Annotated in this window: 13 protein-coding genes and 1 other RNA gene; 2 read left to right on the forward strand and 12 right to left on the reverse strand. The window is 34.5% G+C overall.

All coding sequences use genetic code 11. From position 1 onward, the window contains the following. Positions 1-48: 48 nt before the first annotated feature. The 4 genes from MHH96_RS00125 to MHH96_RS00140 form a co-directional block, all read right to left on the reverse strand. Positions 49-717, reverse strand: a complete 669-nt coding sequence (locus tag MHH96_RS00125; protein WP_047943802.1) for a hypothetical protein — start codon at positions 715-717, stop codon at positions 49-51. A 212-nt stretch (positions 718-929) separates the two neighbouring features. Further along, positions 930-2,324, reverse strand: a complete 1,395-nt coding sequence (locus MHH96_RS00130; RefSeq protein ID WP_047943801.1) for a DUF2642 domain-containing protein — start codon at positions 2,322-2,324, stop codon at positions 930-932. Positions 2,325-2,467: 143 nt separating this feature from the next. Continuing rightward, complete coding sequence (locus tag MHH96_RS00135; protein ID WP_047943800.1) at positions 2,468-2,962, reverse strand: hypothetical protein; 495 nt, start codon at positions 2,960-2,962, stop codon at positions 2,468-2,470. Between the two features lie 168 nt (positions 2,963-3,130). After that, positions 3,131-4,204 (reverse strand): CotH kinase family protein, encoded by a 1,074-nt coding sequence (locus MHH96_RS00140; protein ID WP_321198342.1) that lies wholly within the window; start codon positions 4,202-4,204, stop codon positions 3,131-3,133. Positions 4,205-4,456: 252 nt separating this feature from the next. Here MHH96_RS00140 and MHH96_RS00145 point away from each other — a divergent pair, with 252 nt between their 5' ends. Both MHH96_RS00145 and MHH96_RS00150 read left to right on the forward strand, forming a co-directional pair. After that, a complete protein-coding gene (locus tag MHH96_RS00145; RefSeq protein ID WP_341116271.1) occupies positions 4,457-5,020 on the forward strand; it encodes a hypothetical protein in 564 nt (187 codons plus the stop codon). A gap of 611 nt (positions 5,021-5,631) precedes the next feature. Then, a complete protein-coding gene (locus tag MHH96_RS00150) occupies positions 5,632-5,838 on the forward strand; it encodes a YozQ family protein (protein WP_047943797.1) in 207 nt (68 codons plus the stop codon). 83 nt (positions 5,839-5,921) lie between these two features. On the opposite strand, the gene MHH96_RS00155 is transcribed toward MHH96_RS00150, so the two are convergent. From MHH96_RS00155 to ssrA, 8 genes are all read right to left on the reverse strand, one after another. After that, complete coding sequence (locus MHH96_RS00155; RefSeq protein ID WP_047943796.1) at positions 5,922-7,400, reverse strand: aldehyde dehydrogenase family protein; 1,479 nt, start codon at positions 7,398-7,400, stop codon at positions 5,922-5,924. Between the two features lie 462 nt (positions 7,401-7,862). Further along, positions 7,863-8,558 (reverse strand): L-ribulose-5-phosphate 4-epimerase, encoded by a 696-nt coding sequence (araD, locus tag MHH96_RS00160; protein ID WP_047943795.1) that lies wholly within the window; start codon positions 8,556-8,558, stop codon positions 7,863-7,865. 68 nt (positions 8,559-8,626) lie between these two features. Further along, entirely contained in the window at positions 8,627-9,685 is a 1,059-nt protein-coding gene (locus MHH96_RS00165) for a galactitol-1-phosphate 5-dehydrogenase (protein WP_061800329.1), read from the reverse strand. A gap of 158 nt (positions 9,686-9,843) precedes the next feature. Then, positions 9,844-11,268, reverse strand: a complete 1,425-nt coding sequence (locus MHH96_RS00170) for a PTS galactitol transporter subunit IIC (protein WP_061800330.1) — start codon at positions 11,266-11,268, stop codon at positions 9,844-9,846. Positions 11,269-11,286: 18 nt separating this feature from the next. Beyond that, positions 11,287-11,589: a PTS fructose transporter subunit IIB gene (locus MHH96_RS00175; RefSeq protein WP_047943792.1), complete on the reverse strand. Its 303-nt coding sequence runs from the start codon at positions 11,587-11,589 to the stop codon at positions 11,287-11,289. Positions 11,590-11,614: 25 nt separating this feature from the next. After that, complete coding sequence (locus tag MHH96_RS00180) at positions 11,615-12,061, reverse strand: PTS sugar transporter subunit IIA (RefSeq protein ID WP_144546312.1); 447 nt, start codon at positions 12,059-12,061, stop codon at positions 11,615-11,617. 62 nt (positions 12,062-12,123) lie between these two features. Continuing rightward, entirely contained in the window at positions 12,124-13,974 is a 1,851-nt protein-coding gene (locus tag MHH96_RS00185) for a BglG family transcription antiterminator (protein WP_047943791.1), read from the reverse strand. A 480-nt stretch (positions 13,975-14,454) separates the two neighbouring features. Next, positions 14,455-14,813: a transfer-messenger RNA gene (ssrA, locus tag MHH96_RS00190) on the reverse strand. Positions 14,814-14,835: the final 22 nt, after the last annotated feature.

Here is a 14,835-nt window from a genome sequence, read left to right on the forward strand (position 1 = left end):
AGATTTAATGCCTTTTAACCAGATATAATATCTTACTTTAATGATATGTTATGGCAAATGAACAGATTTTATATGGGAAAGTTTCCAGAAAACTATATTTGCCTCTGCATTAACTAGTTCCACAATATTGTTTGAAATGTTTTGTATTAAACCAACCTTATTTGGATTCTCACCTAAATCAAAAACAAGCAAATGGCCGATATATTTTTTCAATTGCTCTTCAAAAGTACGAGCTAGTGGAATAGTAGAAGGAACAACAGGTAAATCGGTATTGCTTAGTGTGTAAGGGGTTAGATTTGTACTATATGGTATAAGCCACTTTATGTGCTGCATAGATAGAAAAACGGTTTTAAACACAGGAGAGTAAAATACGATATAGTCATTTAAAACACTAGTGATATAACCGTGTATAGACCTATTTCCTGTAACACATAGTTCAATAAATTGACCTTTTGCATTCATTAATATTTTTCGAAAAGATATTGGTTCTGACTCCTCCAGAAATGGCATTTCAGAATAAGGCTTCTCAAGTGAATCCTCTGAATTATTTCTTTTTTTTATATTATGAAGGTGTAGTAATGGGATATACATGTATTTCCGCCCATTGTACAGCACTAGAATGTCTAAACCATTATCTATTAAAATACCAGAGAAATAAGCTTTTCCGGAAATCTCGATATCAACTTCTTCGTCAATTAAATCCTTGAAATTATTCATTGATTTAGCTCCTTTACATTGTGCTCATATCAGAGAGTACCTATTATCTTAATCACTATTAGTACTCTTTTTTTTAAAGATAACCAAATGCATTCTGGAATTGTCTTGGATAGCGATGATTGGAATCCTTCAAACGGTTTGAGGATTTTCTAATTTTCAGCCGGATTGATAAGAGCGAAAAACTAAGATAATATAAAGGTGACTCTTGAGAATTACTTCTTTAATCGTTCATTTCTTAATTTTTTATACATATACTCAGCATGTTTCATTAGAGAATAATATTGTTTTTCTAATAGAAAATTCTGCTCTATAGGGTCTAAATTTTTTTCATTAGTTTCGACTGGTTTGACGTTTTTTTTTGTTCCAGAGGTAAGTTTTGTTTTTTTATTTTTTTTCTTATTTTTACAATTATAAAGTCTACCCAATTCATTTAATGGGTGGCTGATATAGCCAGGAGCCATTTCCATTTTTGGAATACTGCTATAGTTTTTTCTCTTAGCATTTTCTAATGGGGCTTTTTCTATAGCTGGCTTGCTAAAATCTTTTATGGTTGAAGAATCATCATACCCACCATTTTCCGATTGGTAATGAGTATCAGGATCTATAGCTGCTTCCTGATTAATAGTTAAAATGGGATTTTCTAATTTGCTATCTGAAATCAAATTTATAAAGGGATTCGCATTATAATTGGTAACAGTTTCCTTATCTCTTGAAGCAGCGTACAATTCATTAATAGTATCATTGCTAGTAGATGATGAAGATGTGTCTGTAATATTGGGGAAACTTAAACTTTCAGGAAAAGAAACAGCTTCCTGGGTTGCAATATTTTTCTCATTATCATTATCTTCTTTGCGAATCAGGTTATGTGCTGGTGTATTATCCATCAAATACTGTGATTGATTGTCTTCCACAACATCGTTATCTTTCACATGTATAATCTCTTCTTCGAGAATTTGGAATTGGGGAGATTGATTGTTTGTCAAAGGGAGATCTTTATCGTCTTTATGTTCAATATAGTCTTTTGCCTGAATATCTTCCTTTTGCTCAATGGCTGGTATATGGTTTATTACATGGAGAGATTCCTTTTCTTCCTTTTTAGCGTTGTCTTTCTCATCATGAACTTCTTCGTTGGAAATTGGGCTTTCTGCTGATAGATTACTACTGTCTGAAAGGGTAGATTCATTCTCATTATAGATTCCATTATAGATACCGACAATAAAGGATCTTTGTATATAGATTTGGTCATCCTCATTTAAGAGCATGACATAGTCTTCAGTTATTTGGCTTAATAGCCCAACAAAAAGCTGGTTGTTAATGCTTTGAATTGTTATCCAGCTATATTTAAAATCGTACAGCAAATCAAGCAAACTTTTCTTATTTTCGTGAGATAATAAAGAGGTTTGTGGAGAAATATTTTTTGCATTTTTTGTAATGGCGTGAATTTGATCATAGGCAAAATAAAATATCTTATCGTCTAATTGTAATACAATATGGTCCTCTTTCACATCAAGCAAAATTCCAACTATAGTTCGTGTGCTATTCAAAAAAATCCTAATCTTATAACCCTTTAATTGTTCTAGAGCCTGGGAAAAACTAAGCTCCTTCATTGCATAACCTCCTCACCCTATTAGGAAATCTCAAAAGGGTCTTCTCTAAAAGATGAAAAATGAAAAGTTAAAAAAGTTCCGTTATAACTTTCTAACAATTAATAATCCTTTTGAGATCAACCCTTATGAGATGATTATCCATTTTAGTCTATCTTTTCTTCTTTTTGTTCTTCTTGCTTCTCTTCCTTCTCTTCCTTTTCTTTCTCAGGCTTTTCAACTACTGCCCCATAGCTAATATTGTGGATATGGAACAAAGACAGTCTAATAATTTCTTCATTTGAAACAACTGTAACATAATCACTGTTGATGGCTTCTAAAACTCCTTCAATACTATCTTTGCCGCCGCGATTAATTTTGACCCAGTAGTATTCAAGTGAATCAAGTATTTCTGCAAAAGTTGAAGCTTCCTTATATTCAAAACTTTCAGGGATTACAAGTTCAAAAGGAAGTCCTTTCTTTGCATTTTCGGTAATACTCTTTATATGATGTAATTTATAATATACAATCCCATCATTTTCAATTAAGATTGTTAGAAAATCATCTCCTACTGCAAGCAGCAATCCAACTTTAGAATTGGGGCCACCTCTATCAATCTTTACAACTTTTCCTACTAATGTTTGTAATAATTCAACATTCATTCTCCCATTTCCCTCCTAATGATGTTTTCCCTGTATGTATATGTGTGCAGGAAAGATATTGTACTATTGCAATTGCCTATTTTATGGATAAAAACAGCATTTAGCTAAAAATAATAAGTGAAAATGGAAATGAAATTCCCGAAAAAAAACCGCTAAAATTCCACGGCATTAAGTCAGATTTTTTAACTGATTAGATAAGTACCTGTTTCTGTTTTGGATATAGGAGAGAATAAATTGTTTTTCCTTATCAAAAAAAGATGCAAGACGCGATGAAAAGGGGTCTTTTTCTATTTGAGGTTTTATTTTGGTAAATAGTTCTTCGATAATAGGAGATTGTGTTTTAGCAGTGAAGGAATCATTTAATATTTCCTCTAATATATTCTTATAGATTTTTCTAAATGCTGGGATATGAATGAGCCTCGCAGAAAGTGTGTTATATCCTTCTATAGATACAACATCGTAATTTAACACTTTTCCATGTCTATTTCTACCCCATGTTCCATCGCAATCCCACGGAGATATCTCAAATAAATTGGTTGAACTATTGAAGTATATTGCATAGTTATGATCAAATCCATCAAAATGTTGTATACAGACAACTCCTGCAAGCCATTTTAGATATTTTTCGATATCCAGCATTTTAGGAATTATTTGTTCAAACTCAAGATTTAGTAATGTGTTGATTTTAAATAAAAGATCTGAGAATAATTGATTGCTATTACCTATTTGATATTTGGGAGTGTATCCCTGAAGTATCTCTTTTTTTGGTTTTCCCTCAACTGTTAATAATGAAAAATTGGCATCGTCATCTGTGGCATACAAGATGTCTCCATCTGCTAGATTTCTCTTTCTCAACAAGTATTCATCAAGGGACTCTATCTGTAGGTATATTCCTCTGTATTGACCGTTAATAGTCAAGAGAACATGCTGAGTCTGTGGGGAAAGAACACCAATGCTGTTGAAGAAATCCAAAGAAAGTTTACTGCGTATTAAAGAAGGATCCTTAGACTCCGCATTTAAATGAATTTCGTGTGTACCATTTACAGTAGAGGGATTTTGAAAAACAATGCTGTAAGATTTTTTTGTATGATTTCTAGTGGAATGACCACGATAAGATATTCCAATTAAATATTTATTCTTTCCTTCTTTGAGATAACCGGACACATAGTCATCACTCCAGATATCTTTTCTCAGATTTTTATAATCATTAGGATGAATGTAAATGTTGTATGTTTTCATCATTCTAACCTTCTCTCAATTTATTTATTAAATAAAATATGTACTATCTTTATTAAAGTTGCAGAAAAGGCTAGTATAAATCTTTGCAATGCAGTCAAAAGTCTAAACAGTACTTTCATTTAAAGCATAAGATGTATTAAACTTTTTGAAAGTGGTGGGGATTCTTGAGTGAAGATCTATTGGTAAAAGAAGCCATAAAACAAGCCATTGTGAATGGCTTAGATATTTTTCTAAATAACAATCCTATTGAACAGGATGAAGCTACAACAAATAATAAAAAATCCCATGGCGAGAAGGATAAATCTAAAGGCTGCAAATCTCATGGCAAGAAGGATAAATCTAAAGGCTGCAAATCCCATGGCAAGAAGGATAAATCTAAAGGCTGCAAATCTCATGGCAAGAAGGATAAATCTAAAGGCTGCAAATCTCATGGTGAGAAGGATAAATCTAAAGGCTGCAAATCTCATGGTGAGAAGGATAAATCTAAAGGCTGCAAATCTCATGGTGAGAAGGATAAATCTAAAGGCTGCACATCTCATGGTGAGAAGGATAAATCTAAAGGCTACAAATCTCATGGTGAGAAGGATAAATCTAAAGGCTGCACATCTCATGGTGAGAAGGATAAATCTAAAGGCTGTAAATCTCATGGAGAGAAGGATAAATCCAGAGGCTGTAAATCTCATGGAGAGAAGGATAAATCCAGAGGCTGTAAATCTCACGGAGAAAAGGATAAGTCCAGAGGCTGTAAATCTTAGATTGGCAAAAATAAGTCTAAAAGAAAGTAAATCAATCAGTAAAAGGATAGTTAAATTCGTTTAGAAGTTTAGCAAGGATAATTAAGATGGGATGTGTTCATTAATTTTTAGACCCCCGTCTTTTTTTTGTTATTTTTAACTTTTAGTTAGGAAGCGAATAGAGATAGCTGCTGTGATACCCCCATATGAATACTGTTTTCCAATTAGTTGGTCGAATCTATGAAATTGATTTTCATGATAGCTTTCATTCACTTTTTAATTTGAGAAACATTTTTAATCCCATATTTCTGCATGATTTCCTTATTCGTAAACTGACCACTTTTAACACCCTGAATTAGTTTTTGTCTAATCGTGCCATTTTAGAAGGTATTTTATGCATCTCATTTATTTAGGTTAGTCTAGTACCTCATTTTCTTTGACATTCTCTTCACTCCAATGGTTATTGTTGATATTTTTCATTAAATAAGACTTCTTCAGCAACTGCATTTGACATTAACTCTAAGTCAACAATTGCGAATTTTTGAATGGATAAAATACTTAGGTAGAATCCAATACAGATAGTAATAATTGATATATTATATTCCATTTTTCACAAGTATAAAACTTCCATGAGTAATTTTTAGCATTAAGAAAAAAATAAACCTGTACTATTAATTTAAACAAGGAGTGATTGAAATGAAAAAACAGAATTCCGATCAAAGTACTGAACTTGCAGGACGTTACTATAACCCAAGTGATTATGAAAAAAAAGACCAACTTTCTTCTGGCTTGGCAACTACTCATGAACAAGCTACTGATACATATACAGAAGGAGAAATTGGCGCTGTAATTGATGATGTGGATGGCGAGGATATAGAGATAGGGAAGAATAGAACTAAATAACAAATAGAAAAAGGATGCATACTTTTGAGAGAAAGCATCCTTTTTCTATTTTTCATGCCTATGCTATGCTTGCTAAGAAATTGTTACTCTGGAATATATGGTAATTCAAGTGTTTTCGGGATATTAATTACATGGGTCTCTACATAAGATTTTAATCCTTCTTCTCCATACTCTCTTCCAACTCCAGATTGTTTCACCCCGCCAAATGGGAATCGCACATCCAAGCCTTGAACAGCTGCAGTATTAATCATTGTTGTGCCTGCCTCAATGCGACGGGCAACTTTAATTGCATGTTCTTCTTCGCCCCAAACAGAACTTGTTAGACCATAAATACTCTCATTGTGTAACTCAATTACTTGCTCTTCATCATCAAAAGGCAAAATTGGCACAGTCGGTCCAAATTGCTCTTCTACAACAATTGGATCATGAAAATCAGCGCCTAATACTAATGTAGGCTGCAGAAAATATCCATTATCCATTAATTCGGGATTGAGAATTTCCCCTAATGGAATCACTTTAGCCCCTTTACTTTTTGCATCTTCTACAAGACTTTTAACATATTTCACCTGATTTTTATTATTTACTGGTCCTACTGTTACATCAGGATGAAAAGGATCGCCAACGCGAATCCACTTATTCGCTGCTTCGATATATTTCTCTACGAAAGCATCATAGATTGATCGATGAACATAAATGCGTTTCGCTATCATACATATTTGTCCTGCGGTAAGGAAGTTTGAAATTACCATTCTTCGCATCGCTTTTTCATCATTTACATCAAAGTCTTTTAGCACGATCGCGGCATCATTTCCTCCTAGCTCCAGCGTCATCTTTTTAATCGTTTCCGAAGCAGCCTTCATAATACTCTTAGCTGTCTTCGTTCCACCCGTGAAAGCAATCTTTGCAACTTTTGGATTCGATGTAAGCTCTACCCCTACCTCTGCATCCCCATGGACAAGATTGAGCACACCTGGAGGAAATTCTTCTGCGATAATTTCTACTACTTTACTGACAGCTAAAGGAGCAAAGGGACTTGGTTTTACAACCATTGTATTTCCAGTTAACAAGGCTGGTGCTATTTTAATAGTGGATAAAGAAATAGGATAATTCCATGGAGAAATAGCGGAAACCACACCTACTGGATCAAATGTAATGATTGTTCTCCCATTTTCATGCTCTTTTTCTTGGGGAGCAACAACTTTCTTTACATTCTTGCATGCAAATTCCATCCACATGATAGAGATTGCTATTTCACCTTTGGAATCATATAAAGCTTTCCCATGTTCCCGAGATAACAAAGTAGCTATTTCAGGTGTTGCATCCTTTAATTTTTGAATAGCTCGTTCCATTCTTTCGATCCGCTCATCTACATCCGTCCAAGCCCAGTCTTTTAACGCATCATAAGCTGCATCAATCGCTAGTACCGTTTCTTCTTTCGTATTAAGAGGTGCATATCCTACAATCTCATCCGGATGTGTTGGATTTTCACGTGGAGCTTGCTTTTCAGTTGGTACTTTCTCTCCATTGATAATGGCATGTATAGTAATTGGTTCTGTTTGCATATTCCGAATCCTCCTTGCAGTAACTATTTTACTTCATTAGTATGAATTAGGTTGTTTAGGTATATACAGTGAAAACGATAAAAACAAATAGATTTTCTTGAGAGACTAATAATCCCTATAACTGAAATACAGTAACACTATATTAACTTATACACTTTTTAGTAGGGGATTAATCTAAAAAAACTACTTTTTTGTGAAAAGTAGATGAATAAGGACTAAGCAGTTTGTCTGTAAAGGCGAACATTTCCTCCTTTAACTATTATTTGAAACTAGTTCGCACGGATATTTGGAGAGGGAATTTTGGACACTCACTCTATGGAAGAGAAGGTATATTTCAATTTGCAGCAGTTACTAAATGCACAAACATTTATATATTAAAAAAAAACCGAACAATTATACGCATATTGGCTCTCTGTAAAATTGTTCGGAATCTCTTCGACTGGAAGCTTTTCTCTTTATAGGTTAATTTTGGCCATAGTAAGCATATGCTCCGTGTTTTCTAAGATAGTGCTTATCTAATAAATGCTGATCCATAGAAGGAATAGCTGGATTTAGATTAAGTGTGTGATATGCCATTTTGCATACTTCCTCTAAAATAACAGCATGATGAAGTGCATCTTTTGCATTCTTTCCCCAAGCAAATGGGCCATGACTAGATACTAAAACTGATGGAATTTCATTGGGATTTATTCCGTTTTTATAAAATGTCTCTACAATGACATTCCCTGTCTCTCGCTCATAGTCCCCTTTGATTTCTTCTTCTGTTAAACTTCGGGTGCATGGAACAGAACCATAAAATGTATCTGCTTGTGTAGTACCTAAAGCAGGCAATTCCTTAGTTGCTTGAGACCAAATAGTAGCCCATGGGGAATGTGTATGAACAATTCCGCCGATATCTTTAAAGTTTTTGTACAACACTATGTGAGTACTAGTGTCAGATGAAGGTTTTAAATGACCCTCAACTACTTTCCCTTCAAGGTCAACTACAACTAAGTCACCTACTTTCAATCTCTCATATTCCACTCCACTTGGTTTAATAACAACTAGTCCCGAATCACGATCAATACCACTTACATTTCCCCAAGTGAATGTCACTAAATGATGTTGAGGTAAACCTAGATTTGCTTCTAAGACTTGTTCTTTTAATTTTTCAAGCATAGCTTTTCCACCTCTCCTTAATGATTCCCTATTTTTACGACTTTGCGAAAATTTTATCTATCAATCTACTAGTTATCATCAAAAGATACTAAAACCTTATTGTATTTCAATGTTCGCCCTGCCATTTTTTTTAAATATGCACCAACTTCATCAACAGTAATCTTATGAGAAATCATTGGTTTAAATTTCAGAGTGCCTTTTGTCATGAAATCTAAAGTTGCTTTCCAAGCAATTCCCGGATAGGGTGCTGTATATGAATTCCATGTACCTTGAATTTTTATCTCACCTCGAAGAACATGCTCTATTGCCTCTTCTGCTAATGGAAGATTTGAATGTGCAATACCCAAAAAAACTACACGTCCTTTTTTCTTGGCTGCTAATATGGATTGTTGCTGTGTAATTTTACTTCCGGCAGTTTCAGCAACGACGTCTGCTCCTCCATCAGTAAACTTGTGGATTTGTTGAACAACATCAGATACTTTTGCATTTATTACAATATCTGCTCCTAAATCTCTAGCAAGTTCCAGTTTTTCTTCAAATATATCTACCGCAATCACAGTAGATGCTCCAAAGATTTTTGCCCATTGTATTGTTAATTGTCCAATGGGTCCACACCCCATCACGACTACCGTTTCACCCGGTTGAATTTGTGCTTTTTGTAAGCCATGATAACCAATAGTAGCAGGTTCCACTCCTGCTGCCGTTTCATAATCTAGCCGATCATCGATTTGCAGAACATGCTTTTGGGGTACTTTTACATATTCTGCAAAAGCTCCATTACTTCCCGTTCCAATTATTTTATAATTTTCACATAATGCATAATCACTTGCCTGGCAAAATTTACATTCCCCACAAGGTACAAGTGGAGCAACTACTACTCTATCTCCCTGTTTTACATTCATTACATTTCCACCAATTTTAGCGACTTTCCCAGTAAATTCGTGCCCTAAAATAAGCGGATATGTCCGCGCTCCACTTACCATAGAACGCGGTACATCAGAACCACAAATACCACAATAAACTACCTTGATCAAAACTTCATCTTCATTGATTTGCGGTATGTCTATTAACTCTGTTTTGATATCTCCCAATGAGTGTAAAACTGCGGCTTGCATTTTTTGTTGCATTTTCAAACTCCTTTCTCAATTTGTATGAACACTTTCTGTAATTATATAAGATTGTAATTACCAACCATTTATCCGGTATACCAGTCAACTCGATTTGAAAACTTCCCCCTTATTCTCCCGTGCTGACTAGCCACACAATAGGATGCAGAAATCTCTATCTATGCTGCGGAAGATGTTTCTCTGTCTTGAGAATTTTTTTCAGCTTGACGATCTAAATAATCATAAATCGCCATTTTATTTTTTCTAAAAAAGAACCATAGAATGAAATAAGCGACAATCGTTAATCCAATAAAAATAGGATTCTGACTTAAAAATGCTAAAAAAATTAATCCCATTAATGGCTTTCCTAGTATATTGAAACTTGTTATTAACAATGCTCCAGCTGGTAAAGCAATGCCGACATCTTTGGCAATTTCAGTAAATAGAGGAGCTGTATACGTACACATGTATAATCCAAGGCCAAACCAGATAGCTCCATTGACCATAATCTTAGCGATATTGCCATTTGAAATAGCTACCAGACCTTGAACCATAAAGGGAATAGCTAATAAGTCAACAACTGGAAGCACTTTATTCCCTGGAAGAACCATTGCTAGGAATACCATCACTGGTATTAGTAACACTCCCGTCATTAAAGTTGCTTGTTCCCCAAAACCAGCAGCATCATTTACCGCTAAATACCATTCCCGATTAGAGCCCTTTTCTTTTTTGACTGTATTTTTTCTAGCAGCCTCTGTAATTGGACTAAATGCTTGAGCAAAAAGTCCAGCAACGCGTGGGAAAATTGCCATTACCGCACTTGTTGCAATTCCAACCAAAGCAATGGATCCCCAAGCATCCAAACTGTTTAATGTAGTTAAATTACCTAATACTCCAATGAATATTCCTAGAAACAAACCTAAAGTAATAGGTTCACCTAAAAATCCTAACCGCTTTTGCAAGGTTGCTGGATTTAATTTGATTTTATGGAATCCTAGTTTATTTAAAAGGGGATCCATTAAAACTCCAAATATAGTAGGTTCAATATTATGCATCGCAATAATTGTTGCATTTGGATAATTGTAATATTTTGACCATCTTCTTGCCATCAACTCTGCATTCAATAAGCTATAGAGGTTAAGAACAATCATACATCCAATCGATAAAAGCATATTATTTGTGACAAGATAAACCATTGATCCCCAAATAACATAGGAATAATTATTCCATAAGTCTGAAGGCTGGAAAACATCTGTCCATTTCACCAGGAATAATACCGTCTGCAGAATTAAGCCAACCGCTAGGAATATCATTCCAGGTTCGGTAGAAAAACCTACTATTGCTGTGGCTTGCCATCCCACATCAAAACCCGTTAATTCCATTCCAGTAATATCAACCATGTTTTGAATTACAGGTGAAATAATTGGCGTAAAGGCACCTAAAACCATTGTAAATCCTTGTAATCCAATACCGGCATAGAGAGCGGAAATAAATGCTTTCTTCATCGATACTTTAAGTAATAATGCAATAATAAAAATAATGATTGGAACTATAATTGGAGCGCCAAACGTATCAAAAACTTCTTTCAACGTTTCTAAAAACATTCCCATTCCCCCAGTCTATTATTTATTTAGTGCTTTAAGCACTTTTTCCACTTCCTCATAAAACTCCTCTTCTCCTATTCCAGTTAAACAGCTGCTAGCACTAATGGTTGGGATACTATAATCCTCAACTGGCAATGGACTAGTATGTGTAATTAAGTCATAATTTCCACTTTGAGCATAATTTAGAGCTTCTGTTGGTTTTGCTTCTGTAGTTCTAACATGAAAGCCTCTAGTCTCCATTTCCTCTTTCAGCTTCTCAGCTACCATCGATGACGTAACCGTTCCTGAACCACATACGGACAATATGTTGTAACTTTTCATTAAAAGCCCCCCAATTCAAATTTATTTAAGCTAAAGCATTACTTAAAATAGCAGAGATAACTCGACTATCTTCAGCCTTTTCCATTCTATTTAAAAGCTCTTCGTTCTGAAATATAGCCATTAGCTGCTTTAATAATTTCACTTGCTTTTTTGGTTCTTTAACTGCTAGTAAAAAAACTAGTTTCACATCAACTTCCTGGGCAGGATCAGCCATTAATTGAAAACTGACCGGTTCTTCTAAAGTAGCTAAAGCAATGGTTGATTCCTTTACATGTGTTGAGTCTGTATGTGGAATAGCAACATTAATGTGGCCTATTTGCAGACCAGTAGGCAAAGACAGCTCTCGTTGAAGCACTGCATCAATGTAAGTGTCCGTAACATAACCAGATTCTAATAACATCTCTCCCAAAATCTTAATTACTTCCTCAGAGCTATTTACTTTTAATTTTACTTTTACTAAGTCTAAAACCATGATTGTCTCCTCACATTTCACATTTCTAATGAAAATAATAAGCACTTGTGTTAATCCAATTATTAATTAGTGTGCAGCACCTCCATAAATGAATGAAAATCTTTTGTTTGAATTAACTCTTGAACTTTATCTTTAGATTTAACCAATTGATAAAGTTGTTTAAAAACCTTATAGTGATTTTCTCGATCTACTTCACTTGGTAAAATCAAAAAGACAAGCTGCACATTTGTTTTTCCCCATGGGATAGGTTTATGATTGATAGCTATATAAATCATCGTTTCCTCATTTTCCGTTCTTGCAATAGGATGTGGCATAGCTACATAATTCCCAACTTCTGTTGACGACATCTCTTCTCTTGTTAAAATACCGTCTAGCAAATATTCCATTTTCACTTTTTCTGTTAATCTTAATAAGAAGTCATGTTTGTTGTTTTCATCTAAAAGAATGAATCGGTTTTCACTTAAAGTCCGATCAAGAAAGCCTTGATTAATAGCTACAGCTATTTTCTTTAAGTCTTGTTCATCAAGAAACTCATTAACATGAATAATGGGAATACCATTCTTCTTCACATCCATTGTTGAAATAATTAATGAAATATTTTCTTCTATTTGATCTAACATTTGTAAAGAATATTCTCCTGCAATTTCAATATCTAAAAAATGTCTTTGAATTTTCTGCTTCAATATCATCGAAGCACCAATTCCACTTCCAGAAACGATTGCGACTCTTACTTTTTTTCTTTTTGTTCGTTCAATATGTGCAGCAATATGAAGAGCAATGTATCCGATTTCACTTTCTGGCACAACAAAGGTTAAATGTTTCTCCAAACGATGTGCTAAGAGAACTGCAATGTGATAAGCCAATAAGTACTCCATCTTAATATGAGAAATATAAGGATTTTCTACATAAAGCTGATATTGAAGAGGATATTGGGCTTTTGCTAAGTGAAAAAGCAATCCTGACACAAGTAGGCGATCTTCATTAAAGCGAAAATCGTATTGCTTTCCAAGATCATGTAAGCTTTTTTCTAACTCTCGTTTCAGTTCCTGAGGAATATTGGTTTCATTATTATAAAAACTAACTATTATACGCTGGCTTATTAGGTGTAGGCTAAAGTACATTTTCTCTTGATTTCCAATATCTATTTGAAATATCTCCTGAACATCCTCTAAAATCTTAGATGCCAATTCAAATTCTTCATAATCTAAAGATTGCTCTACTTCCTTTCCTTCGCGGATCTCATATCCATGTCGGATACGGTATATCGCAATAATTAAATGCACTAACAAACTACTTAATTTCCCTGTGGGAATATCGTGAATATACTTATTTAGATTCTCAATCACCACTGCTGACAGTAAATTTAATTCTTCTTCTAAAACCCAGCCACCGAAGCGAACTAGTAATTCTTTATACAGCTCTTTTATTGTCATAAAGTTTTTTTCTACTAAACTCTCAAGTAGTAATCTTTTGTCAAATTCATCCCCCTCTAATCGAATCCCTTGAAAAACTAATGCTTCCACGGATAAATTTCTTTTTTGGGAGGTAATCATTTGAGAGATTCGTTGAATATCTGACCGAATCGTTTGTGGAGAGAAATAAATCATTTGGGATAATTGTTCGTATGTTGTCCATTCCTTTGTATCTAGAAGTGCCTTTACAATATAAAATGCACGCTCCTCAAATTCAATATGATGTCTCTGTTTAAAACCAACTAACTCACCTTCAAGTTGATAACCTTGGCGTTTATTTGAAATAATGCGTGCACCAATGAGATAGTTATCATTCAAATCTTTAATGTCGTTTCTCACCGTTCTGGAACTAATATTTAGCTGTTCACTAATATCATTTCCTGTTACAAACCCATCTGAATTTTGAAGTATGTGAAGAAGCTTGGTATATCTGTCTCTCATAGTGAATACCTCCTGTATCTACATCATAAAAAAGAAAGCATTTTCACGCTATTTTGTTCTTTTTCCTATTAGTAAGGAAATGAAAGACTACAACAAAACTTTTCCTATTGATAATGGCAAACTTTAATGATAGTTACAATGAAACTTTGTGTGCAAATGTTTTAGCTGCTGGTTCATTTGTCATTAGTGAATTGAATCGAAAAGCATTGATGGAAAAGATTAAAAAGAGGAGTCTAAGAAAAGAATGATAACGCACAGGAGTGTTATCATTAATAACTAGAGGAAACTTGTTTTAGAATCTATACTTCCACTCAATATAATTAAAAGCCCTTTCCTATTTAACAAAAACAAAAAGACAGGATTCCTATAGTACAGAAATCACTGTCTTTTTGGACCAAAAATAAATGGGAAATGAAAAGTCTATTCATTTCCATTAGATCTAGTATTTAATAAAAAATAAAAAACCACCAAATATGTATTTGGTGGAGACGGTGGGAATCGAACCCACGTCCAGAAATATCGGCACTTAAGCTTCTACGAGTGTAGTCAACATATTCGCATTTCGCTTATTCTTCTGCCTGTTGACAGGCGTCCGATAAGCTAGTCTGGTTGTTCTCTTCCTTCTTCCTCAGACGGTGGAATCCGGCGTAGCCCACTTAAAGTGAGTCCCTGACCCTACCACATGGGCGATGGAGGGAGGAACCGCTAAGCGCTATTAAGCAGCTAAAGCGAAGTTGTTTTGTTGTTTGCCAGTTATAGGCTTTGACGTTTTAACGAGGCCGATCCCCTCGACTCGCAACCTAAGCTCGAACTATCCCTGTCGAATCCGTAGCGTCCCCATTATAGGATAAAATCAAGTAA

It is taken from the genome of Niallia sp. FSL K6-0212 (assembly GCF_038007605.1).
Taxonomy (GTDB): domain Bacteria; phylum Bacillota; class Bacilli; order Bacillales; family Cytobacillaceae; genus Niallia; species Niallia circulans.